The organism is Chelativorans sp. (genome assembly GCF_031180965.1).
Classification (GTDB): Bacteria; Pseudomonadota; Alphaproteobacteria; order Rhizobiales; family Rhizobiaceae; genus Chelativorans.
Window position 1 is genome coordinate 158079 of the sequence record NZ_JAPSLH010000001.1, and the last position, 23175, is coordinate 181253.

The 23175-nt window shown below is 65.3% G+C and carries 18 protein-coding genes, 1 pseudogene and 1 riboswitch; of the genes and pseudogenes, 9 read left to right on the top strand and 10 right to left on the bottom strand.

All coding sequences use genetic code 11. The features are described 5' to 3' along the window. Nucleotides 1-58 precede the first annotated feature (58 nt). Nucleotides 59-514 carry a cyclic nucleotide-binding domain-containing protein gene (locus RIN79_RS00820; protein ID WP_309082695.1) on the bottom strand — a complete coding sequence of 152 codons (456 nt, stop codon included), beginning with the start codon at nucleotides 512-514 and terminating at the stop codon, nucleotides 59-61. Nucleotides 515-569: 55 nt separating this feature from the next. Further along, on the bottom strand, nucleotides 570-1253 hold the full coding sequence (locus RIN79_RS00825; protein WP_309082696.1) for a response regulator transcription factor: 684 nt from the start codon (nucleotides 1251-1253) through the stop codon (nucleotides 570-572). 78 nt (nucleotides 1254-1331) lie between these two features. Between RIN79_RS00825 and RIN79_RS00830 the strand changes: the two genes are divergently transcribed. Next, nucleotides 1332-1946: a L,D-transpeptidase gene (locus tag RIN79_RS00830; RefSeq protein ID WP_375165852.1), complete on the top strand. Its 615-nt coding sequence runs from the start codon at nucleotides 1332-1334 to the stop codon at nucleotides 1944-1946. Here the strand turns inward: RIN79_RS00830 and RIN79_RS00835 are convergent. Continuing rightward, nucleotides 1947-2512: pseudogene (locus tag RIN79_RS00835) on the bottom strand (peroxidase-related enzyme). A gap of 86 nt (nucleotides 2513-2598) precedes the next feature. Here RIN79_RS00835 and RIN79_RS00840 point away from each other — a divergent pair. Both RIN79_RS00840 and RIN79_RS00845 read left to right on the top strand, forming a co-directional pair. Then, nucleotides 2599-7356 carry an NAD-glutamate dehydrogenase gene (locus RIN79_RS00840; protein ID WP_309082698.1) on the top strand — a complete coding sequence of 1586 codons (4758 nt, stop codon included), beginning with the start codon at nucleotides 2599-2601 and terminating at the stop codon, nucleotides 7354-7356. Nucleotides 7357-7370: 14 nt separating this feature from the next. Further along, nucleotides 7371-8753 carry an MFS transporter gene (locus tag RIN79_RS00845; protein WP_375165849.1) on the top strand — a complete coding sequence of 461 codons (1383 nt, stop codon included), beginning with the start codon at nucleotides 7371-7373 and terminating at the stop codon, nucleotides 8751-8753. On the opposite strand, the gene purH is transcribed toward RIN79_RS00845, so the two are convergent. The 4 genes from purH to htpX form a co-directional block, all read right to left on the bottom strand. After that, nucleotides 8750-10366, bottom strand: a complete 1617-nt coding sequence (gene purH / locus RIN79_RS00850) for a bifunctional phosphoribosylaminoimidazolecarboxamide formyltransferase/IMP cyclohydrolase (RefSeq protein WP_309082700.1) — start codon at nucleotides 10364-10366, stop codon at nucleotides 8750-8752. The genes RIN79_RS00845 and purH overlap by 4 nt on opposite strands. Nucleotides 10367-10447: 81 nt before the next feature. Continuing rightward, complete coding sequence (locus RIN79_RS00855; protein WP_309082701.1) at nucleotides 10448-12154, bottom strand: heparinase II/III family protein; 1707 nt, start codon at nucleotides 12152-12154, stop codon at nucleotides 10448-10450. Nucleotides 12155-12250: 96 nt separating this feature from the next. Then, nucleotides 12251-13645, bottom strand: coding sequence for an RsmB/NOP family class I SAM-dependent RNA methyltransferase (locus RIN79_RS00860; protein WP_309082830.1), 1395 nt, complete (start codon nucleotides 13643-13645; stop codon nucleotides 12251-12253). Further along, nucleotides 13636-14583: a zinc metalloprotease HtpX gene (gene htpX / locus RIN79_RS00865; RefSeq protein WP_309082702.1), complete on the bottom strand. Its 948-nt coding sequence runs from the start codon at nucleotides 14581-14583 to the stop codon at nucleotides 13636-13638. Before htpX ends, RIN79_RS00860 begins: the two co-directional genes overlap by 10 nt. A 121-nt stretch (nucleotides 14584-14704) precedes the next feature. On the opposite strand from htpX, the gene RIN79_RS00870 reads away from it, so the two are divergent. Next, entirely contained in the window at nucleotides 14705-14917 is a 213-nt protein-coding gene (locus tag RIN79_RS00870; RefSeq protein WP_309082703.1) for a DUF1674 domain-containing protein, read from the top strand. Between the two features lie 133 nt (nucleotides 14918-15050). After that, complete coding sequence (locus RIN79_RS00875; protein ID WP_309082705.1) at nucleotides 15051-15389, top strand: thermonuclease family protein; 339 nt, start codon at nucleotides 15051-15053, stop codon at nucleotides 15387-15389. Between the two features lie 6 nt (nucleotides 15390-15395). On the opposite strand, the gene RIN79_RS00880 is transcribed toward RIN79_RS00875, so the two are convergent. Next, nucleotides 15396-16088, bottom strand: a complete 693-nt coding sequence (locus RIN79_RS00880; protein ID WP_309082706.1) for a DUF1013 domain-containing protein — start codon at nucleotides 16086-16088, stop codon at nucleotides 15396-15398. Nucleotides 16089-16287: 199 nt separating this feature from the next. After that, nucleotides 16288-16400, top strand: a riboswitch (TPP riboswitch). Nucleotides 16401-16440: 40 nt separating this feature from the next. Here RIN79_RS00880 and thiB point away from each other — a divergent pair. The 4 genes from thiB to RIN79_RS00900 all read left to right on the top strand — a co-directional run bounded on the left by thiB (nucleotide 16441) and on the right by RIN79_RS00900 (nucleotide 21443). Then, nucleotides 16441-17436, top strand: coding sequence for a thiamine ABC transporter substrate binding subunit (gene thiB, locus RIN79_RS00885; protein ID WP_309082831.1), 996 nt, complete (start codon nucleotides 16441-16443; stop codon nucleotides 17434-17436). After that, the gene (gene thiP / locus RIN79_RS00890; RefSeq protein WP_309082707.1) at nucleotides 17412-19055 is read left to right on the top strand and encodes a thiamine/thiamine pyrophosphate ABC transporter permease; all 1644 of its coding nucleotides are present in this window, start codon (nucleotides 17412-17414) and stop codon (nucleotides 19053-19055) included. The genes thiB and thiP overlap by 25 nt, the downstream gene beginning before the upstream one ends. Further along, nucleotides 19046-19789, top strand: coding sequence for a thiamine ABC transporter ATP-binding protein (thiQ, locus tag RIN79_RS00895; RefSeq protein WP_309082708.1), 744 nt, complete (start codon nucleotides 19046-19048; stop codon nucleotides 19787-19789). The genes thiP and thiQ overlap by 10 nt, the downstream gene beginning before the upstream one ends. Before the next feature lie 175 nt (nucleotides 19790-19964). Beyond that, a complete protein-coding gene (locus tag RIN79_RS00900) occupies nucleotides 19965-21443 on the top strand; it encodes a M48 family metalloprotease (protein ID WP_309082709.1) in 1479 nt (492 codons plus the stop codon). A gap of 77 nt (nucleotides 21444-21520) precedes the next feature. Here the strand turns inward: RIN79_RS00900 and RIN79_RS00905 are convergent, their stop codons facing one another. Together RIN79_RS00905 and RIN79_RS00910 are read right to left on the bottom strand one after the other, a co-directional pair. Then, nucleotides 21521-22375, bottom strand: a complete 855-nt coding sequence (locus RIN79_RS00905) for an RNA polymerase factor sigma-32 (RefSeq protein ID WP_309082710.1) — start codon at nucleotides 22373-22375, stop codon at nucleotides 21521-21523. A 215-nt stretch (nucleotides 22376-22590) separates the two neighbouring features. Further along, on the bottom strand, nucleotides 22591-23163 hold the full coding sequence (locus RIN79_RS00910) for a CarD family transcriptional regulator (protein WP_309082711.1): 573 nt from the start codon (nucleotides 23161-23163) through the stop codon (nucleotides 22591-22593). Between the last annotated feature and the right edge of the window lie 12 nt (nucleotides 23164-23175).

Here is a 23175-nt window from a genome sequence, read left to right on the forward strand (position 1 = left end):
TCAGGCAACGCGATGAAAAGACCGGCCTTTGGGCCGGTCTTTTCTGTTTGGGCGGGCCTCATTTGGCAAGCTTCGCCGCGACGGCGGTGATGCGGGCGAGCAGGGCCTGCAGATCGGCAGCGATGCGGTTGCGCAGATTGATCGCCGTTTCCGGGAATTCCTCCAGGATGCGGCGGAACATCGAGCGGCTCAGCCGGATCACCGTAACATCCGTCTGCGCGACGGCGCTTGTGAGCCGCTCCGTATCCGCGATCAGCGCCAGTTCGCCGAGAATGGCGCCTGGGCCATGGACGGAGATAAGCTCGCGGCCCTCCTTCCCCTGGTGAAACAGAGCGACCTCGCCCGAGGCCACCACGAAGGCGCAGTCCGCCGGCGCCCCTTCCGAGTAAAGCTTCCGCCCCGCGCTGAGCGAGATGGTCTCGGCTCCGAAGGCCAGGAGGCGTAACTGCTCGCGCGTGAAGCCCTCGAAGAGTCTCACGCCGGACAAAACGCGTATGTCATCGTCCAGCGCCATGGCGGTCTCGTCCCCGGGGTCGACCCCGTTATTGTTATGCTCCCGCCCGGCCGCCTCAAGGAACGAGCTTGTACCCGCCGCTTTCTGTCACAAGAATTTCGGCTTTGGAAGGATCGCGCTCGATCTTTTGCCTGAGGCGATAGACATGCGTCTCCAGCGTGTGCGTGGTCACGCCGGAATTGTAGCCCCACACTTCCTCCAGCAGCACGTCGCGCGTCACCACCTTCTGCTCGGCCCGGTAGAGATATTTGATGATCGCCGCCTCCTTCTCCGTCAGGCGGATCTTGCTGCCGCGCGGGTCTGTCAGGAGTTTCTGGCTCGGGAGGAAGGTGTAGGGGCCGACGGTAAACTTCGCATCCTCACTCTGCTCGTGCTGGCGCAGCTGGGCGCGGATGCGCGCCAGAAGCACGGCGAAGCGGAACGGCTTGGTTACATAGTCGTTGGCGCCTGCTTCCAGGCCGAGGATGGTATCGGAATCGGTGTCCTGGGCTGTGAGCATGATGATGGGCGCGCGATACCCGCCCTTGCGCAACAGCTTCACAGCCTCGCGTCCGTCCATGTCGGGAAGGCCGACATCCATGATGGTGAGATCCACGGTCGAGCTGCGGGCGGCCTGGATGCCCTTGGTCGCCGTGGCCTCGTGAAGGAGGTCGAACTCGTCATAAAGCGCCAGCTGCTCGACCAAAGTGGCGCGCAGGTCGTCGTCGTCATCGACAATCAGGATGGTGCGCGGCGTCATGTCAATCTATCCGTCCAGCTTCAACATACACGGGCAGCCCGCTTGGCAGAATGTCCCACTTTGCGCAATAAGATGAAGATGAAACCCTCCCGCGATTCCCTTCCAGACAGTGCGAGTATAGCCCGGAAAAGGCGGCAAAGCATTCTTCCGGAAAAATTGGGCCGAAAAGGACACGCCATTTCTGTCCGGCGGCGCCCCAACAGCCCGTCGCAGGGCATACTGGCGGTTGGCTCCTGCACCTTCCGGTGCGCATTGGGGCGCTCGGGCATTTCGGCGTTCAAGCGCGAAGGCGACGGGGCCACGCCCCTCGCCTCAATGCGGCCGATCAGAATTCTCTTCAGGCGCGACCGGCGCCCCTCCGGCATCGGCCCAGCGCGCCTTCCCGCCGCCGTCATCCGGCAGGATTTCGGCTGGTGCGACGCACCCCAAAGCCCCAGCTACAACCGCCTCGTACGCCTGCCTTTCGCGGCAAGCCATGAGAAGATGCTGCGCGATGACCGGCTCTACGACGTCTGCGTGGTGCTGGATTGGAATTTCCTGCCGCGCAAGCGCGGCGGCGGCAGCGCCATCTTCCTGCATGTAGCCCGCCCCGGATTTGAGCCGACGGAAGGTTGCATAGCCGTGGCGCCGGGGACCATGGCGCGGCTCCTGCCTCTTCTGTCCCGCCAAACGCGCATCATCGTCAGGCGGTGATCACCGGGCCATGGCGTGGTATTCGTCATTGGGGCGCATATCCACGGCGGAAGCCACGCGGTTCGACATGTTGAAGAAGGCGCGACGGAGGCGATGTCCCAGATATCGCGGTCGGAAAATCCGGCTTTGCGCAGCGCCTCCCTGTCCGCCTCCTCGATCTTCGCAGGCGCCTCGGTCAGCTTGGCGGCGAAATCCAGCATGGCTTGGTGTCTCGGCGAGAGGGGGGCCGCGCGGTAGTTCATCACCATCATCTCGCCCAGGGCCGGGTCGCCCGAAAGCTGGCGCACAGCCGCGCCGTGGGCCGTGAGGCAATAATAGCAGTGGTTGATGCTGGAGACGGCGACGGCGATCATCTCGCGTTCAAGCTTCGTCAATCCGGAATCGCCCAGCATCAGGTCGTTGTACATTTCCGAGAAGGCGCGCAGCTTCCTTTCCTCGAACGCATAGGCGAGAAGCACGTTGGGAACGAGGCCGAGCTTTTCCCGGCACTTTGCGAAATAGGCCTCCGTTTCCGGGGTGAGGGGTTCGGCTGGAGGAATATCGAGGGCGGTGATACGGCTTGTCATGATTGTTACACCTTTCCGGGGGAAGAGCGGAGCCGCCTTCGGCGGAGATACACAATGACCAGAGCGCATTTGGTGGGAGGGGACCGATGAGCGTCAAGGCCAGTGCCACGTGGAGCCCGGGCCAGGCCGGAAGCGATATCGGCCAGTTGCGGGAACTCCTGGTCTCGCGGACCCCGGAGGAGGATCTCGCGACCTACGAGCCGGCGGCCCTCGACCGCGCGGCCGAACTGGCCCTTGCCGCGCTCAAGAAGCACCGGCGCGGCGAGAGCGTCATCGTCATAGAAGCCGATTCCGGCATCGAGCGCGCCGGCCGCCCCATCACGGCCGTTACGGTCGTCAACGACAACATGCCCTTCCTGTTCGATTCGGTGATGGGGGAGATCACCCAATCGGCGCCAGAGCCGAGCCTTGTCGTGCATCCGGTGTTTTCCGTCCGGCATCACTCCCACGGCGTCAGCGAGATCCTGGGTGCTGCCGGTCCGAAATCCTCCCGGGAGGGGGATAAGGTGAGCCTCATCCATGTGCATCTGCCGCGCCTTTCGGCGGAGCAATGCGAGGCGTTGAGGGAGCAGCTGACAAGAACCCTTGGCCAGGTGCGCGCCGCGGTGAGGGACTGGAAGCCCATGCTGGCGCGCCTTCAAGAAGAGATTTCCTCGCTCCGGGCCGCGCCGGTGCCGCTCGACCCGGACGAGATGCAAGAGGCGATCGCCTTCCTCGAATGGCTGCGCGACGACAACTTCATCTTCCTCGGTATGCGCGAGTTCACCTATGTGGGAGGCGAGGAGAGCGGCACGCTGGAGCGGTCTGAAAAGACTGGGCTGGGCATTCTTGCCGACCCCGATGTGCGCGTGCTCCGCCGCGGCGGAGAGCCGGCAACTACCACGCCGGAGATCCGCGCATTCCTGCACGGGCCGGACCCGCTGATCGTGACCAAGGCGAATGCAAAGTCTGTGGTCCACCGCCGCGCCTATCTCGATTACATCGGCGTCAAAACCTTCGACCAACAGGGACGGCTTACGGGCGAGCTGCGCATCGTGGGGCTCTTCGCCTCCACCGCCTATACCAGCTCTGTCCTGAAGATCCCCCATTTGCGCTCGAAGGCGCAGGCGGTGATCGCGCGCTCCGGCTTCTCGCCGACGGACCATTCGGGCAAGGCGCTGATCAATGTGCTCGAATCCTTCCCGCGCGACGAGCTTTTCCAGATCAGCATTCCGCGGCTGCGCAAGCATGCGGAGGCGATCCTTGCCCTGGGCGAGCGGCCGCGCGTCCGCGTCCTCTACCGTATCGACCAGTTCGACCGGTTCGTGTCGGTCCTCGTCTTCGTCCCTCGCGACCGCTACGATTCGCGCGTGCGCGAGCGGATCGGCGACTATCTCAGGACCGTCTTCGACGGCCGGCTTTCCGCCTTCTATCCTGCTTTCCCGGAAGGCTCGCTGGCTCGCGTCCATTTCATTATTGGGCGCTCGGGCGGCAAGACACCGCGCATCGCGGCGGAGGAACTGGAAGCTACCGTCCGCGGCATCGTCCGCACCTGGGACGACTCGCTGCGCGAAGCTGTGGAGGACGAAGGCGCCGCACCGAGCGCCGCTGCCATCGCAGCGCGCTTTCCAGAGGGCTATCGCAACAGCTTCGAACCCGGAACGGCCCTTGCCGACGCCGGCCGCCTTGCCGGCCTCTCGCCTGAAAGCCCCATCGCGATCGATTTTTATCGCCACCTGGAACAGCGGGAAGATCAGGCAGCGCTGAAGATCTACCACTTCGGCGCGCCAGTCGCCCTTAGCCGTCGCGTGCCTCTGCTGGAGAATATGGGCTTCCGCGTCATCAGCGAACGCACCTTCGAGATCGGCGCGCCGGGCGAAGAGCAGTTCTTCCTGCACGACATGGAGCTTGAAAACGCCTTCGGCGAACCGATCGGACTTTCCGACAATGGTTCGCTCTTCGAAGAAGTCTTCCTCGCAGTCTGGCGCGGAGAGGAGGACAATGACGGGCTGAACGCGCTTGCCCAGCGGGCGCGGCTGCGCGCGGCGGAGATCGGCGTCCTGCGGGCCTATAGCCGCTATCTGCACCAGGCCGGCATTCCGCAGAGCCAGGGCTTCATCGCCGAGACGCTCAACCGGTATCCGGGGATCGCAAGAAGCCTCTTCGGGCTGTTCACCGCCATGTTCGACCCCGAACGGGCGCCGCACGGCGAAGCGGAGGCGAAAAAGATCGAGGAGGAGATCCTCGCCGCGCTGGAAGCGGTTCCAAATCTCGACGATGACACCATCATCCGGCGCTTCCTCAACCTCATCCGATCGACCCTGCGCACGAATTTCTTCGCCGAGGCCGGCCGCCGCTCGCTGGCGTTCAAGCTCGATTCGCGCAGCGTGGAGGGGCTGCCGCAGCCACGCCCCTGGCGCGAGATTTTCGTCTACGGCCCGGAGGTGGAAGGCGTTCATCTCCGCTTCGGGCCTGTTGCGCGCGGCGGGCTGCGCTGGTCCGACCGGGCTCAGGACTACCGCACCGAGGTGCTCGGCCTGGTCAAGGCGCAGCAGGTGAAGAACAGCGTCATCGTGCCTGTCGGCGCAAAGGGAGGCTTCTATCCGCGCCGGCTGCCGTTCGGGGCCGACCGCCAGCAAATATTCGAGGCCGGGCGCCGAGCCTATATCAACTTCGTGTCCACCTTGCTCTCGCTCACCGACAATCTTCGGGGCGACGAGGTCGTTCCGCCGCCGGGCGTTCTGCGCCGCGACGGGGACGACCCCTATTTCGTCGTTGCCGCCGACAAGGGTACGGCCACCTTCTCCGACACAGCGAACGAGATCAGCCAGGCGCATGGTTTCTGGCTCGACGACGCCTTCGCCTCGGGCGGCTCGGCCGGCTATGACCACAAGAAGATGGGCATCACCGCGCGCGGAGCATGGGAGGCAGTGAAGCGCCATTTCCGGGAGATGAACCGGGACATCCAGAGCGAGCCCTTCACCGTGGTCGGCGTCGGCGACATGTCGGGCGACGTCTTCGGCAACGGCATGCTGCTTTCGCCCTGCATCAGGCTGGTAGCGGCCTTCGACCACCGCGACATCTTCATCGACCCCGATCCGGATCCGGCCGTCTCGCTTGCTGAGCGCAGGCGCCTCTTCGAGCTGCCGCGGTCCAGCTGGCAAGACTACGACAAGTCCAAGCTTTCCAAGGGGGGCATGATCGTCTCCCGATCGCAGAAGCAGATAACGCTCACGCGGGAAGCGGCGGCGGCCATCGGCATGGCCACCCTCACCGGGTCGCCGGCGGACATCATGCGCGCCATCCTGAAGGCGCAGGCCGATCTGCTCTGGTTCGGCGGTATCGGCACCTATGTGCGCGCCACCCAGGAATCCGACCAGGAGGCTGGCGACCGCGCCAATGACCCGATCCGGGTCACGGCGGCGGAGCTAAGGGCGAAGGTGATCGGCGAGGGCGCCAATCTGGGCATGACCCAGCGCGCGCGCATCGAGTTCAACCTGAAGGGCGGACGCTGCAACTCTGACGCCATCGACAATTCAGGCGGCGTCAACTCGTCCGACCTTGAGGTGAACATCAAGATCGCGCTGGCCGCCGCCATGCGCACCGGCTCGCTGACGCGGCCGGTGCGCAACGAGCTGCTTGCCTCGATGACGGACCAGGTGGCCGAACTGGTGCTCGACAACAACTATCTTCAGACGCTCGCAATCTCGCTGGTCGAAAAGGGCGGCGTGTCCGAACTTCCGCATCAGGCCCGCATGATGAGCCTGTTCGAAAGCGAGGGTCATCTCGACCGGGCCGTGGAGTTCCTGCCCGGTCCCGAAGCGATCGCCGAGCGCCAGAGCCGCGGGGAAGGTCTTACCCGGGCCGAGATCGGCGTGTTGCTCGCATACGCAAAGCTCGTGCTGTTTCGCGACCTGGTGCAAAGCCGGCTTGCAGACGAGCCCTATTTTGAGGCCGATCTCATCTCCTATTTCCCGGGGCGGATGCGGGAGAAATACGTGGCCGAGATCCGCGGCCACCGGCTGCGCCGCGAGATCATCGCCACGGAGCTTGCCAACGACGTCATCGACAGGGGCGGCCCGACCTTCGTGACCCGGCTGCAGGACATAACGGGCAGGCCCGCCCGTGAAATCGTCGAGGCTTATGCAGTTGTGCGCGACGGCTTCGACCTGCGCTCGACCTTTTCGGCCATCGATCAGCTGGACAACAGGATCGACGGCCAGGTGCAGCTTGCACTCTACGGCCGTGTCACGGCGCTCATACGTTCCGCCACAGCCTGGCAGCTCAAGAACGGGACGGGCCAGGGCGCGGTGGGCGAGCGTGTCGGTCATCTTGTTCGGGCCCGGGAGGAACTCCAGCCGGTGCTGAAGTCGCTCCTGCCGCATGGCCATGCCGAAGCCATGGCCGCCACGGCCGCGAAGTTCACCGCGGCGGGCGTGCCCGCCCCGCTCGCCGAGCGGCTTGCCTCGCTCGATGTCCTCACCCTGGTGCCCGACATCGCGCTCGCCGCCGATCTCGCCGAGACAGGCATTGCAAGGGCGGCCAGCGCCTTCTTCGCCGTGAGCGAAGCCTTCCGGCTCAGCCGTATCGAGGATGCGGCCGGCTTGCTTACCCCGTCCGACTATTATGACGGGCTGGCGCTCGCCCGTGCCATGGACACGATCGACGCCAGCCGGCGGGGCATTGCCGTCGCCGCCCTGTCGAGCTATCCCGAGGCGAGCGATCCTGCCACGCGGTGGATGGAGGCGGGCGGCGAGCGCGTGGCGCGCGTTCGCGAGAGGCTCCAGTCGCTGACCGAAAGCGGCGAACTCACCGTCTCCCGTCTCACGGTCGCCGCCGGGCTAATGGCAGATCTCAGCGCTTGAGCGGCCCTCAGGAAATGAGTGGCGGAGGGGTACGCGCTGCTGCTGGCCGTCGCGGCGTCTGGGCATGGATGCTCTTCGACTGGGCGCAGCAGCCCTTTCACACGCTGGTGATCACCTTCGTCTTTGCGCCCTATTTCGCCTCGACCGTCGCTCCCGACGCGGCGCGCGGGCAGGAGCTTTGGGGACTAGCGACAGGGATAGGCGGCCTCCTGATCGCGCTGTCCTCGCCGGTTCTGGGCGCGATCGCCGATGCATCCGGCGCGCGAAAGCCATGGATCCTCGCCTTCTCCATAGTGGGCGTGCTTGCCTGTGCGGCGCTCTGGTTCGCGGCGCCGGGCATGGACAATCTCGCACCGGTGCTGCTCGCCATCGCCCTGGCGGTGTTCGGCATGGAATTCGCTGCGGTCTTCAACAACGCCATGATGCCCGATCTCGTCCCACGCTCCGAGCTCGGCCGGCTCTCCGGCTCCGCCTGGGGGCTTGGCTATGTCGGCGGGCTCATCTCGCTGGTGCTCGTGCTGGGCTTCATGGCCGCATCGCCCGAGACCGGCCGGACCCTGATCGGCATGGAGCCGATCTTAGGCCTTGATCCTGGCGCTCATGAGGGCGACCGCGCTTCCGGCCCTCTCGCCGCGCTATGGTATATCGTGTTCGTGCTGCCGCTGTTCCTGTTCACACCGGACCGGCCGCGCCGGCGCGTTGCCGGCGCCGTGCGGCAGGGTCTGCGTCAGCTCGGATCGACGCTTCGCCGCCTGCCCTCCGAGCGCAGCTATTTCGGTTTCCTTCTCTCATCCATGTTCTATCGCGATGCACTCAATGCGCTTTACGCCTTCGGCGGCATCTATGCCGCCGGCGTGCTCGGCTGGTCTATCGTGCAAATCGGCATCTTCGGCATCATCGCCAATGTTACCGGCGCGCTGGGCGCCTGGATCGGCGGGCGCATGGATCAGGCCCGGGGACCCAAGTCCGTCGTGAGCGGTTCTATCCTGATCCTGGCCTTCTGCTGCTTTCTGGTGATCTCGACCACCCGCACAGAGGTCTTCTTCATGCCGGTCGGTGGCGCCGTCTCGCTCCCGGACATGGTCTTCTTCGCCGCCGGGGCGCTGATCGGCGCGGCAGGCGGATCGATCCAGGCGGCTTCGCGCACACTGCTGGTCGACCAGGTACCCCGCGGGCAGGTGACGGAGGCTTTCGGCCTCTACGCGCTGTCGGGAAAGGCGACGACTTTTATCGGCCCGCTAGCCGTTGCCGCCGCGACCGCCTATTTCACCGGCGCGGCATTCTCGCCGGAAAACGCGCAGAGACTGGGCGTCGCGCCCATTCTGGCGCTGTTTCTGATCGGGCTGGCGCTCCTACCCATGGTCCGCAACTCTGCTCAGCCCGAGCGCCCCAGCTAGTGCCGAAAATGCCGCATACCGGTGAAGACCATGGCGATGCCGTGCTCGTCGGCGGCCTTGATCACCTCGTCGTCGCGCATGGAGCCACCGGGCTGGATGACTGCCGTGGCGCCGGCTTCCACCGCGGAGAGGAGCCCGTCGGCGAAGGGAAAGAACGCATCCGACGCCACCACCGAGCCTTTCGTGAGCGGCTCCCCGATGCCGGTCGCCTCCGCTGCGTCCTGCGCCTTTCGGGCGGCGATGCGCGCCGAATCCACTCGGCTCATCTGTCCTGCTCCGATACCGACGGTGGCGAGATTCCTGGCGTAAACGATTGCGTTGGATTTGACGTGCTTGGCGACCCGGAAGGCAAATTTTAGGTCCGCCATTTCATCTTCGCTCGGTGCCCGCTTGGTGACGATCTTGAGCTCCAGGTCATCCACCACGCCATTGTCCCGCGTCTGCACGAGCAGCGCGCCGGAGACGGTCTTGGCGGACAGTCCGGGCTGACGCGGATCGGCGACGCCGCCCGTCACAAGCAGGCGCAGATTCTTCTTCGCCGCGATGACCGCCTGCGCCTCCTTGGTCGCATCAGGCGCGATGATCACCTCGGTGAAGATCTTTGCGATCTCCTCGGCAGCCTCTGCATCGAGGGTGCGGTTGAGCGCCACGATCCCGCCGAAGGCGGAGACAGGATCGCAGGCGAGCGCCTTGCGGTAGGCCTCGGCGAGGGAAGCGCCCACCGCCACGCCGCAGGGATTGGCGTGCTTGATGATGGCCACCGCGGCACTCTTCTTTGGGTCGAATTCGGACACCAGCTCGAAAGCGGCGTCCGTATCGTTGATGTTGTTGTAGGAAAGCTGCTTGCCCTGTAGCTGCCGGGCCGTCGCCACGCCCGGCCGCCTCTCGCCGGTCACGTAGAACCCCGCCTGCTGGTGCGGATTCTCGCCGTAACGCATCACCTGCGCCAGCCTGCCGCCGAAGGCGCGCCACTCCGGCTCAGAAACCGGCAGCGTCTCAGCAAACCATTGTGAGATCGCGGCGTCATAGGCGGCAGTCCTCGCATAAGCCTTCGCTGCAAGCTCCTGGCGCGTGCGGTAGGGCAGCGCTCCTCCATGCGCATCGATCGCCGCGAGCACCCGCGCGTAGTCGCCCGTATCAGTAACGACCGCCACATAGGCGTGGTTCTTGGCGGCAGCGCGCAGCATAGCCGGCCCGCCGATGTCGATGTTCTCGATCGTTGCGGCGTAATCCGCGCCGCCAAAGCGGACCTCTTCGAAGGGATAGAGGTTGATCACCACGAGATCGATCGGCTCGATACCGTGGTGTTCCATGGCCGCGCGATGCTCCGCATCGTTGCGGATGCCGAGCAGCCCGCCATGGACGGACGGGTGGAGCGTCTTTACGCGCCCGTCCATGATCTCGGGGAAGCCGGTCAGCTCGGACACGTCGCGCACGGAAAGGCCACCCTGCGCGAGGGCGGCGGCCGTGCCCCCGGTCGAAACCAGCTCGACCCCGTGTCCTGCAAGGGCGCGCGCGAAGTCGAGGATGCCCGTCTTGTCGGAAACCGAGATGAGCGCCCGCCGCACAGGCACGAGATCCGGCGCTGGAATGTTTTTGGCGGAAACGGTCATGGCAAACCTCCAGGCAGGCTGCTGGCCTAGCACAGGACCACACCAAATCAACCCGCAGCACGGCCCAATCGCTGACCGGCCCTAGCTTCGCGTGAGGATGCTGTGGGTGCGGGCGAGTTGCCACCGCACTTCATGCCGTTCCGCAGCATTGAAGTGCAGCACGATCTGGCGGCTGCGGCAGGGGCCGGCTATGGCCGCGAAGAAGATGGACTCCTCCACCACCGGCTCCACATCGCTGCAGGAGAAGACCCAGGTGTCCGTGGCATCTCCAGCAAGGATCAACAGGCCGTGTTCGTCGCGATAGAGCTCTATGTCGGGATGGATGTGGAAGCGCACGGCGATCGCCACTGAGCGCTCCGGCGGCGCTCCGCCCGGTGCCAGAAAGCGGTCGAGCCCGCGCACGATCGTGCCTTCCTGCATCAGCGCCAGCTCGCGTTCATGCACGATGCCGAACCGCGAGACATAGCCGTCGTGCCTGGCCACGAAAGCCTGGACGCCTGCGGAATCGACGCGCCGGCATTCCACCTTGCGGGGGCCGCCCACCAACGGTGTGCCGACCCATTCGCCCCAGCCTGCCGGCAGCGCAAAACGTGCTTGCGACGTGTCGTTGACCGTCGCCGTGGAATGCGCCGCCGTCGCGCGTGCGAGCGGCCGAAAAGCCTCCGCCCCAAAGCTGTCGACCCCACAATTGACGACGAATTGGTGCCTGCCGGAGGAAAGCTCGAAGGAGAGGCAGCCCGCGTGGGCCATATTGGAGAGCTCCAGCGGCGGCGGCGGCGCCGTATCGGCAATGATGGTGGTGCCGCCCATGGAAAGCCGCTCATAGCCCGAATGCGGCGCATGGGAGAGGGGCGCGCCGCCGGTGTCGTCCTGGCGCAGGATGACGGCGACCCGGTCGTGGATGGTGATTCCCATGCCGTTGAAACGGGCGAGGCTCCCGTCCTGATGGCGGAAGAAGCGCAGCGCCGGCAGCATGCGTTCCACGGCGCTGACCAACGCTTCGGGCGGCGGCTCGGCCTGGCTGGCGTAGCTATGACGCAGCGGCAGGAGATCGGTAAGGAGCTCCATCACGGCGCGGGGGTTGCGCGAGATATGACCGCCGTCGGGCAGGATCTGCCGCTCGAGCTCGGCGCTGAGACTGCGCGTCGCGGTGCGCAATGTGGCGGAGGAGGTTGGGAGCGAGAGCGCGGCAAAGGCAAGGGCGATGCGGGCGCGCAGCTTCTCCTCGCCATCCGGCATCTCCCCTGCCACCGCGCGCAGATAGCGGACCTGGATGGCGAGCAGCTTCAGGTATCGGCGATAGCCGACAAGGTCGGCGCCCTGCAGCACGACCGCCGAATGCTGCAGCCAGGCGATGATGCGCCGCGCAGTGATCGCCGGCTGCCATGGCAGGCCGGCAATGCGCCGGCCGTAAAGGGCGATCCAGTCGGCGACAAGCGCGCGGGCATTGGCCGAAGCAAGCTCCGTATGTGCGGCGTGGAGGTGGCGCAGCCAGCGGAAGCCGTGCAGCTCCTCGAGCCAGGCTTGGTTACGGACGGCCATGTGGAACGGGGATTGTCCGCCCGTCTCGACCAGGTATCCGGCGAGCAGAATGCGCCCGTGATAAATTTCCTTCGCAATTTCCGGGTCGCCGAGGCGCAGGTCGGGAGGGGCGATCAGCAGCCGCTCGGGCGTGCGGCCGGAATAGCGCCACCGCCAGGCCGGACCGGCGCGCAGCCGTCGGCGCAGGCGCTTCCACGCCTGGCGCGCCGCTAAATCCCAAAGGAGCGGGCTGAAGCCGCCGGCCATCTCCAAATACCGTATCGACGAATTCTCCCCTGGACCGCCCGCGAATCCAACCGGGACACTAGATGATTCAAGGGTTTGTGCGAAGGATTAATTCGCTCACAAGGGTCTGAGCCGCGCGGCGCAGAAGCCGTCGACCTCGCCGAGCCGGCCCTCGCCGTCTCCAGTGGCCGGCGTGGTGCGCAGAAACCCCTCGGCCGTGACGAAATGCTCGGCCCCCGGCAGTTCCTGGGGGAGTATCGGCTCGAGCGCCACATCCGGCCGCTCGGCAAGCAATTGCCGGAGAAGGTCCTCTCCTTCGGCGGGGTCGAGCGAGCAGTTGGAAAAGACGACAAGCCCTCCTGGACGAACGAGGCGCAACGCGCTTTCGAGGAACTTTCTTTGCAGCTGCGCGAGCTTGGCTATGTCCTCCGGGCTCTTGGTCCAGGGCACGTCCGGGTGGCGCCGCACAGTGCCCGTCGAGGAACAGGGCGCATCGAGCAGGACCGCGTCAAATTTCCGATCTGGGTTCCAGACCAGCAGATCCGCCTTCACGATATCGGCGGAGAGCCGCAGCCGCTCCAGGTTGGTGTTCAGGCGCTTCAGCCGGCTTGCGGAGATATCCACCGCAGTCACGCGCGCGCCGGCAAGCGCAAGCTGGGCCGTCTTCCCGCCCGGCGCGGCGCAGAGGTCGGCGACCGCCAGGCCGGCGACATCGCCCAACAGCCGCGCCGGCAGGCTGGCGGCGGCATCCTGCACCCACCACTCCCCTTCCGCATAGCCCGGAAGCTCAGGGACGGACGCAGTCAGCCTTTGGATGCGCACCGACCCATTCGGAAGCACACGACCGCCCAGCCGCTCCGCCCAAAGCTGCGGGTCGGACTTTACCGTAAAGTCGACCGGAGGCTCGATCCGGTGCGCCTCAAGGACCGCATCGGCATGCTCCCTGCCATAGATGGCTTCGAGCCGTTCGGCGAACCAGACGGGCGCGTCGCGCGTGCTGGCAAGCGCCTCCGGCAGGGCGACTTCCTTCTGGCGGGCGATGTTGCGCAAGACGCCGTTGACCAGACCGGAAAAGCGCTGCGCGCGCGGATCATCCTTGGCCTGCGCCACGGCAAGATCGACCGCCGCGCTGTCCGGCACGTCGAGGAAGAGGATCTGTGCCGCCGCGACATGGAGGATATGCGAAAGCGAGTGCGCGTTTGGCGGCAGCGGCCGCTCCAGCCTTTGCGTGATGAGCTTTTCGACGGTGCAGCGATGGCGCAGGGCGCTCACGAGGATGGCGCGGACCAGCGCCCGGTCACGCTGGTCGAGGCTCAGGAATTGCGGGTGACCATGCTCGCCATCGGTCAGGGCGTCGAGCGGCGTGCGCGCGTCGATCACCGCACCAAGAAGCCTCGCCGCCGCCTTGCGCGCGGGAAGGCCGGGCTTATCTTCCGTCTGCGGCCGCCCGGCGGGCGGCTTCGTCCGGTGGGGTCTGGTTCGCTGCGACGCCCCCTGCCCGCTCACGACCAGGGGCCTCTCCTGGCCCGCCGCGCCGTCATGGCCCAGGGGCCTTCCACGTCCGGCTCACCCGTTGGGAAACTGGTGGCGGATGCAGCCGCCGGCCCGAACTCGTGAGCCATGGCCCGAAGGGCTGCGATCCGGTTCTCCGTGTTTGGATGGGTGGAGAACAGGTTGTCCATCCGCTCGCCCGATAGCGGGTTGATGATGAAGAGATGTGCCGTGGCTGGATTGCGCTCCGCCTGTGGGTTGACGATCTGGTGGGCGCTGCGGGCGATCTTGTTGAGCGCGGAGGCAAGCCACAGGGGCTGCCCGCAGATCTCCGCACCGCGCCGGTCAGCTGCGTATTCGCGCGTGCGGCTGATCGCCATCTGCACCAGCATGGCCGCAAGCGGCGCGACGATCATGGCGATCAGGATGCCGATGAAGCCGAGCGGATTGTTGTTGTCCCGGTTGCCGCCGAAGAAGAAGGCGAAATTGCCGAGCATCGAGATCGCGCCTGCGAGTGTTGCGGTGATCGTCATGGTCAGCGTGTCACGGTGCTGTACATGGGCAAGCTCGTGCGCCATCACGCCGGCCACTTCCTCGGGCGTAAGACGATGCAGCAGGCCGGTGGTGGCCGCCACCGCCGCATTCTGCGGGTTGCGGCCGGTGGCGAAGGCATTGGGCTGCGGATTGTTGATGAGATAGACGCGCGGCATGGGCAGCCCGGCCCTTTGGGCAAGGTCGTGCACGATGCGGTAATATTCCGGTGCCGTGCGCTCATCCACCTCCACCGCGCCATACATCCGCAGCACCATCTTGTCGGCGTTCCAGTAGCTGAAGAGGTTCATCGCCGCCGCGATGAAGAAGGCGATCATCATGCCGCCGCTGCCGCCGATGACATAGCCGACGGCCATGAACAGCGCCGTCATGAACGCCAGAAGCATTGCCGTGCGAATCATGTTCATCCAAGTGGCTCCGTTTCTCCGCAGGCGCCGGTCCATTGCCCTACGGGCCGCCGCACGCCTATATGATGGGAAGCGCTTTGTGCATATTCAACAAGGGTGCGCGCAGCCCGAGGGAGCCGCGTTGAGAGAAGACCAAAAGACGCATTCCGTTCCAGCCGATCGCGGCCGGGTTCTCCCGCCGGCCGCCCAGCGGGCCCTGCAAGAGGCGGAAGAGCGGCGAAAAAGAGAGGCCGAGCAGCAGGCGACAGCCCCGCGCGAGATCGGCGGCCGAAAGGGGCTCGATCCGGCCCGCTATGGCGACTGGGAAGTCAAAGGCATTGCCAGCGACTTTTGAGGCCGCTTGCATCGGAGAGCATGTAGGAATATAGTCCTACACATGCAGATTCGCAGCTTCGATAGCCTCCTCGGCACTGGCGGCCGCGCCCGTTCTTGCCGGCGAGACGATCATTGGCCCTGTGGAAGCCGACGTGGTGCGGGTGATCGACGGCGACACGTTCGTGGCGGAGGCGCGGATCTGGCCGGGACAGACGATTACGGTGAGCGTCCGTATCCGCGGCGTGGATGCGCCGGAATTGAGAAGCCGCTGCGCCATCGAGAAGGCGGCCGCGGATGAAGCGCGCCTGGCGCTCGAAGAGATGATCGGCGGCTCAACCGTCAGAATCCGCAATATCAGCGGCGACAAATATTTCGGCCGGGTGGTCGCCGATGTGAGCACGACGCAGGAAGTGCCTGTAGGCGAAAGCCTGCTCGTTCGGACGCTCGCCAGCTCCTATGACGGTGGCGAGCGCGTTGCCTATTGTGGCTGAGGAGCTTTACTCCTCCTGGTCATCCCGCTTCGAGCGCAGTGAAGAGAGCTTTGCGAAGACGGCATCCGCGTCCAGCTCCTTCTCCTCCGGTTCCTCGCGGTCGATGTCATCCACCGGCAGCTTTTCCGTCTGCGAGGCGGGCAGCAGCGTATCCCCGGCGGGGGCGGCCGGCGGTGCTCCACGGGAAGCGCGCTGCACCTCGATGTCGAGGTCGATCTGCGAACACAGGCCCAGCGTCACGGGGTCCATCGGCACCAGATTTGCGGAATTCCAGTGAGTCCGGTTGCGGATCTGCTCGATGGTCGACTTGGTCGTGCCTACCAGACGGGAGATCTGCGCGTCCTTGAGCTCGGGATGGTTGCGCACCAGCCAGAGGATGGCATTCGGCCGGTCCTGCCGCTTCGACAGAGGCGTGTAGCGCGGCCCCTTGCGCTTGGTCTCGGGCACCCGCACCTTCGGCTCCGACAGCTTGAGGCGATGGTTCGGATCGGCCTCGCCCCGGGCGATCTCCTCGCGCGTGAGCTGACCGGTGATCACCGGGTCCATGCCCTTAATGCCCTGCGCCGCATCGCCGTCGGCGATGGCGCTCACCTCCAGCGGGTGGAGTTTGCAGAACTCGGCGATTTGATCGAAGGTGAGCGCCGTGTTTTCCACCAGCCAGACGGCGGTCGCCTTGGGCATGAGAAGCGTATTGGCCATCGCGAAATATCCTATGTTCGCCCGCGTCCCCGGCGCGGGCGGTGGTAAACCACCGATGTATGGGAATGCCCGGCTATATAGTTGCATTCGGCGATCGAGGCAAGGAAGTATACGCCTCGGCAGTTATTTGCCCCATCGGGCATGGCGGATGCGAGTGTTGCGCCTACTTGCGCCTCCATTCGGTCCGGCCTATTTTCGCTCCGCTCTAACGGGGTGCCGGTTTGCGGGAGCAGGCCGGCTGAGAGGCGTTCCCGCCAACCCGCTGAACCTGATCCGGATCGTACCGGCGGAGGGATTAGACGCTGATGCCTGGCGCCTCATTCCCCTGGACAAAAGGAGGCGCCGAATGCGCATGAAACTATTCCTTCCGGCATTGGCGTTGGGCTTTCTCGCGGCCCTGCCCGCGGCGGCCCAGGAAAAGCTCACTGTCTATACCTATGAAAGCTTCACGTCCGAGTGGGGTCCGGGACCGGTCGTCGAAAAGGCGTTCGAAGCCGAATGCGGCTGCGACCTCGAATTCGTGTCGGTGGCCGACGGCGTGGCCCTCCTCAACCGGCTGCGGCTCGAGGGCGGCAGTACGAAGGCGGATATCGTCCTCGGACTCGACACCAACCTCACCCACGAGGCCAAGCAGACTGGCCTCTTCGCCCCGCACGGCATCGACCTCGGTATTATCGATATACCCGGCGGGTTTCAGGACGACACGTTCGTTCCCTTCGACTACGGCTATTTCGCTTTCGTCTATGACACGCAAGCGCTCGACAGCCCTCCGCAAAGCCTCAAGGATCTCGTGGAGAGCGACAGCGATCTGAAGATCGCCATCCAGGATCCGCGCACCTCCACGCCCGGGCTTGGCCTGCTCCTCTGGATGAAGGCTGTCTATGGGGATCAGGCGGCGGACGCCTGGGCCAAGCTCCAGGACAAGGTGCTGACGGTCACACCGGGTTGGAGCGAGTCCTATGGCCTCTTCACCAATGGTGAGGTGCCGATGGTGCTGTCCTATACGACCTCGCCCGCCTATCACCGCATTGCGGACGGTTCGGAGCGCTACAAGGCGGCGCCCTTCTCCGAAGGACATTATCTGCAGATCGAAGTTGCCGGACGCACCAAGAAGGCCGCCGACAACGCGCTGGCGGCAAGATTCCTCTCTTTCATGACCGGCCCCGGCTTCCAGGACGCCATTCCCGAGAGGAACTGGATGTTCCCGGCGGGGAAGACCTCGAACCCGCTCAACCCTGTCTTTCAGGAACTGGTCCAGCCGGCCAAGACCCTGCTCTTCCCGCCCGAAGAAGTGGCGGAGAACCGCAAAGCCTGGGTGGACGAGTGGCTCTCCGTCATGAGCCGGTGACGGCGCACCGGTCGCAGCAGGGCCGCGTCGCTGCCGGCGCCCTGGCGCTGGCCGCGATTGGTATCCTCATCGGGGGCGCATTCGCCGGACTTGCCGTGGAGGCGGTCCAGTCGTGGCAAGGGGCCATTGCCGCCTTCGATTCCTACCTCCTCAGAGCGGCCCGGTTCACGCTGGTGCAAGCCGGCCTTTCCACGTTGCTCTCGGTGATACCGGCAATTTTCGTGGCCCGGGCGCTTGCCCGTCACCCGCGTTTTCCGGGGCGCGGCCTCATCCTTCAGCTTTTTGCCGTCCCGCTCGCCCTGCCCGGCATCGTCGCGGCACTGGGCGTACTCGCGCTCTATGGCCGGGCCGGCCTGCTGGCGCCGCCGCTTTCCTGGATTACCGGCGAAACATGGCAGGGCATCTACGGGCTTTCGGGCATTCTGGTTGCCCACGTTTTTTTCAACATGCCGCTTGCCGCCCGCTTGTTCCTCGCCGCGCTGGAAGCGGTGCCGGCCGACCAGTGGAAGCTGTCCGCCCAGCTCGGCATGGGGCCAGGCGCCATTTTCCGCCTGATCGAATGGCCGGCGATCAGGGCGGCCCTGCCAGGCGTGGCCACCCTCGTCTTCATGATCTGCGCCATCTCCTTCACTGTCGTTTTGACCCTGGGGGGCGGCCCCCGCGCGACCACGCTTGAAGTTGCGATTTACCAGGCGCTGCGTTTCGACTTCGATCCCGCGCGGGCGATCGCGCTGACCCTGGTGCAGGTGATTTTGACTGCCGGGATTATCATCGTTCTTGCCCGGCTCGGCGCCTCCATGACCGGCGACGCCAACCTGCCGACGACATCGCGCCGGGCGGTCTTTCCAAGCTCCGGCGAGACCGGCCTCAATGCGGCTGTCATTCTTCTGGCGCTGGCCTTTGTGGCAGGTCCCATGGCGGCGACGGTGATTGCCGGTCTGGTCGCCGACCTGTCGCGCCTCGCGCGCGAACCGGCCGTTCATGCTGCCACGGCGACGAGCCTCATCCTGGCGGCGCTCGCCGCTTTTCTCTGCCTCCTCCTTTCCATAGCGTTGGTCGCCGCCCGGCGTGCGCTCGAGATCGCGCGCGGCAGCCCCAGCCCGGGGCCGCTCGAGCGGCTGACCGATACCGGCGCAAGCCTGGTGTTGATCGTGCCGCCCATCGTCATCGGCGCGGGATGGTTCATACTCCTGCGCCGCTTCGGCGACGTCTTTGTCTTCGCTCCGCTCATGGTGGTGACCGTCAACGCCGTCATGGCCATGCCCTTCGCCATGCGTGCCATTCGGCCGGCTTACGACGCGGCGAGCGCGCGGCACGAGAAGCTCTGCCTTACTCTCGGCATCACCGGCCTCGATCGCTTTCGCCTCGTCGACTGGCCGGGTCTGAAGCGGCCTGCCGCGACTGGCTTCGCCTTCGCGATGGCGTTGTCGCTCGGCGATCTGGGCGTGATCGCACTCTTCGGCAGCGATCAGGTGAAGACTCTGCCCTATCTGCTGCTTGAGCGCATGGGCAGCTACCGGACGGCGGATGCCGCGGGCCTTGCGCTTTTTCTCGGCTTGTTTTGCCTGGCGCTGATGTTCTTCGCCGCCCACTGGGCAAGGGAAAAGCCATGGCGCTGACCAGCTCGAAAGGCGCTGCCGTCGAACTCGCGTCTGTCGCCTTCGCCTATCCGGGCGGCGCACCGCTGCGGTTCGACCTCGCTGTCGGCCCATCGCAGATCGTCGCATTGATGGGGCCGAGCGGTTCCGGAAAGTCGACATTGCTCAACCTCATCGCCGGCTTCGAGACACCGTTGTCCGGGCGAGTGATGATCGGCGGAGAGGATGTCACCCGCCTGCCGCCCTATGGCCGGCCGGTTTCGATGATCTTCCAGGAGAACAACCTCTTCGGGCACTTGACCGTGGAGCAGAATGTGGGGCTTGGCCGTTCGCCGTCTCTCCGCCTTGCGGCAGAAGACAGGGTGGCGGTCGGGGAAGCGCTGGCGCGGACAGAGCTTTCGGGAAAAGAGGCGCGACTGCCGCACGCCCTGTCCGGCGGCGAGCGGCAGAGGGTCGCTTTGGCGCGCGTGCTTGTGCGACGGCAGCCGGTTCTTCTCCTCGACGAGCCCTTCGCCTCGCTAGGCCCCGCTTTGCGGGACGAGATGCTGGACCTGCTTTCGGAGCTTCACCGGGAGCACGCCATGACGATCCTCATGGCGACCCACGACCCCCATGACGCCGAGCGGCTGGCTGAAACCCTCGTCTTCATCGAAAACGGCAGCATCGCAGGCGCGGGCGGCGCGGGGGAATTTCTGTCCGGGCAAGGGTCTGCAGCCTTCGACCGCTATCTCGGGGAGAGAAAGCTGCGAAGATGAATCGCGGGCATTGTCCGGCGCGATTTGGTCATTATTTACCGGCAGAACGGCGGCGGCATTACACCTCGCAACTGTGGCGCGCAAATCATTGTCTTTGATCGAGGACTATGGCTAGGTCGCCGCGAATGAAGTTCCGGACCCCTCGAAGATGCCTGCCCTGCCGTCAAGCACAGCCATGAGACCGAACAGCGCGGCAAAGCTTCGTCTTCGCGCGGCAATGCTTGCGGGCGCGGCCTTGCTCGCGCTTTCGGGATGCCAATCCTTCAGCGCGGGCGATGCAGGTTTCAGGCCGTCCTCGAACCCGGTGACGGTCGACACCGTGACGCGGGGTGATTCGCTGGCAAACCTTGCCCGCCGCCAGCATCCAAAGATCCTGCAGACCTATGGCGGCGAGTATTCCGATCCCAAAGTGGAGCGCATGCTTGCGCGGGTGGTAGGCAGGCTGTCGCAGGATCCGCAGAACCCGTCGCAGAGCTACCGCATCACCATACTGAATTCGCCGAACATCAACGCGTTCGCGCTCCCCGGCGGCTATCTCTACATCACGCGCGGCATACTGGCGCTGGCCAACGATTCGGCCGAGATCGCGGCGGTCCTGTCGCATGAGATGGCGCATGTGACCGCCAATCACGGGCTGGAGCGGCAGAGGCGGGAAGCCGAAGCGACCCTTGCCTCGCGCGTGGTTGAGGAGGTGGTGAGCACCGACACCAGAGCCCGTGCGGCGGTCGTGCGCGGCAAGCTCCAGCTCGCGCAGTTCTCACGCAATCAGGAGCTGGAGGCGGACGCCATCGGCATCGGCACGATCGGCCGGGTGGGCTACGATCCCTACGCGGCAGCGCGTTTCCTGCGCTCCATGGACGCCTATCAGAAGTTTTACAGCGTTGGGGGAGAGCACGACACCAGCCTTGACTTCCTTGCGAGCCATCCCAACGCGCCGCGGCGCATAGAGCTGGCGCAGCGTCACGCGCGGCAGTTCGGTATGCCCGGCACGGGAGTGCGCGATCGGGACGCTTTTCTTGAAGGCGTTGACGGTCTTCTGTTCGGCGACAAGCCCGATCAAGGCTATGTGCGCGGGCGCAATTTCCTGCACCCCACCCTCGGCATCGCTTTTTCCGTGCCGGAAGGCTTTGTAATTGACAATTCGGCCGGTGAAGTGGTGGCCGCAGGGCCCGGCGATCTCGCCTTCCGTTTCGACGGCGCCACTGTGTCGCGTTCGCTTTCGCTCACTGACTATCTTCAGGAAGGATGGCTGGCCGGGCTCGACCCCGCTTCCATTCGCACGACGACGATCAATGGCCATCAGGCCGCATCCGCCCGCGCCTATGCGGACGAGTGGCAGTTCGACGTGACGGTGGTAAGGGTCGGCGACCAGGTCTACCGGTTGCTCACCGGCGCCCCCCGAAACGGCCAGCTCGACGCGGTAGCACGTTCGATCACCAGCAGTTTCCGTGTCCTGAGCCAGGCGGAGATCGCCTCCTTGCGTCCGCTGCGCATCCGCGTTGTCGAGGTTCGGCCCGGCGATACGGTGGCAACGCTGGCCAGCCAGATGGTCGGGGTGGACCGCAACCTGGAGCTCTTCCGCCTGTTGAACGGGTTGGGCCCTGGGGGCACTGTTTCGGCGGGCGACAAGGTCAAGATCGTCACGGACCGCTAGTGGCCCATCGGCAGCGAGCGGGCGAGAACGGCCACACGTGGCAAGCACGTTCCCCAGGACAAGGTCGTGCAGAAGCGCTACGCAGCCAGTTCCGGATGCCGCTTCACCAGTGCGGTACGCAGCTTTTCCAGCGCCCGGGATTCGATCTGCCGCACTCGCTCCTTGGAGATGCCCAAAGTGGCGCCAAGCGATTCCAAGGTGGCGCCGTCTTCGGAGAGCCGCCGCTCGCGCAGGATCGTAAGCTCGCGGCCGTTCAGCGTTCCCAAGGCTTGACGCAGCCACTGGGCCCGCCGCTCGCCATCGATCGTATCGCGCACCACCTCGTCGGGCTGAGGCGCATCGCATACCAGGAAATCGATGCGTTCCGACGCCGGATCGTTGTCGCTCCTGAGGGGTGCGTTGAGCGAGGCGTCGTGGCTGGCCAGCCTTGCGTCCATCATCGCCACGTCGCTTTCGGAAACGCGCAGCGCCTGTGCGACCTCGCGGTATACGTCCTCGGTGGGGGTCGCGCCGCCGGCCTTCTGCAGCTTCATGCGCAGCCGCCGCAGGTTGAAGAATAGCGCTTTCTGGGCGGAACTGGTTCCGCCACGCACGATGGACCAGTTGCGCAAGATGTAATCCTGCATGGAAGCGCGGATCCACCAGGTAGCATAGGTGGAGAAGCGCACGTCGCGCGACGGATCGAACCGCGCAGCCGCCTCCAGAAGGCCCACATGGCCCTCCTGGATGAGATCGCTCATGGACAGGCCGAAATTGCGGAACTTTCCCGCCATGGCGATGACGAGGCGCATATGCGCCATGATCATGCGGTGAAGCGCCTGCTGATCCTGGTTTTCCTTCCACTGCACCGCCAAATCGTGCTCCTCCTCGCGGGCGAGGTAGGGTGCCGTCATGGCTGCCTTGATCAGTTTCCGCCTGGCGTCTTCCTGCATCTTGGGCGCTCCGAATTCCACCGCACGGCCAGCCTCCGGTGGTGGACCGGGGTTCCCGGTCACGCCCGCGCACGGGGCGGCATCGCTTCGTGTAACAAGGCTGAAACATAAAAGGTTCCCGCCCGCTAAAAGGGCAAAATTCCTAGCCGGAAAACAAAAAGCCCGGCCGTTGGGACGGCCGGGCTCTGCAAAAACCTGATGCTGGAAGTGGCGGCTTATGCGGCCTCTTCCTTCTCCGTGTCGTCGTTCTCCGCCTTGGCGCCGCGGCGCGGGCCCTTGTTGAGGTTGACCTCGATCAGCCGCACGGCCTCGGTTTCGGACATACGATTGACCGCGGCGATCTCGCGCGCCATGCGGTCGAGCGCGGCTTCATAGAGCTGCCGCTCAGAATAGGACTGCTCCGGCTGATTGTCGGCGCGGTAGAGATCGCGCACCACTTCCGAAATCGAGATCAGATCGCCGGAATTGATCTTCGCGTCATATTCCTGCGCCCGGCGAGACCACATCGTGCGCTTCACGCGCGCCCGGCCCTGCACCACTTTCAGAGCCCGATCGACATAGTCCGTCTCCGACAGCTTGCGCATGCCGATGGAGGTCGCCTTGGCGACCGGCACTTTCAAGCGCATCTTGTCCTTCTGGAAATCGATGACGAACAGCTCCAGCTTGTGTCCGGCCACTTCCTGTTCCTCGATGGCGACGATCTGCCCGACGCCATGCGCCGGATAGACGATGAACTCGCCCGTCTTGAAACCCTGCCGCGTTGCCGATTTTTTCTGCTGGGTCGCCATACGCCTACCACT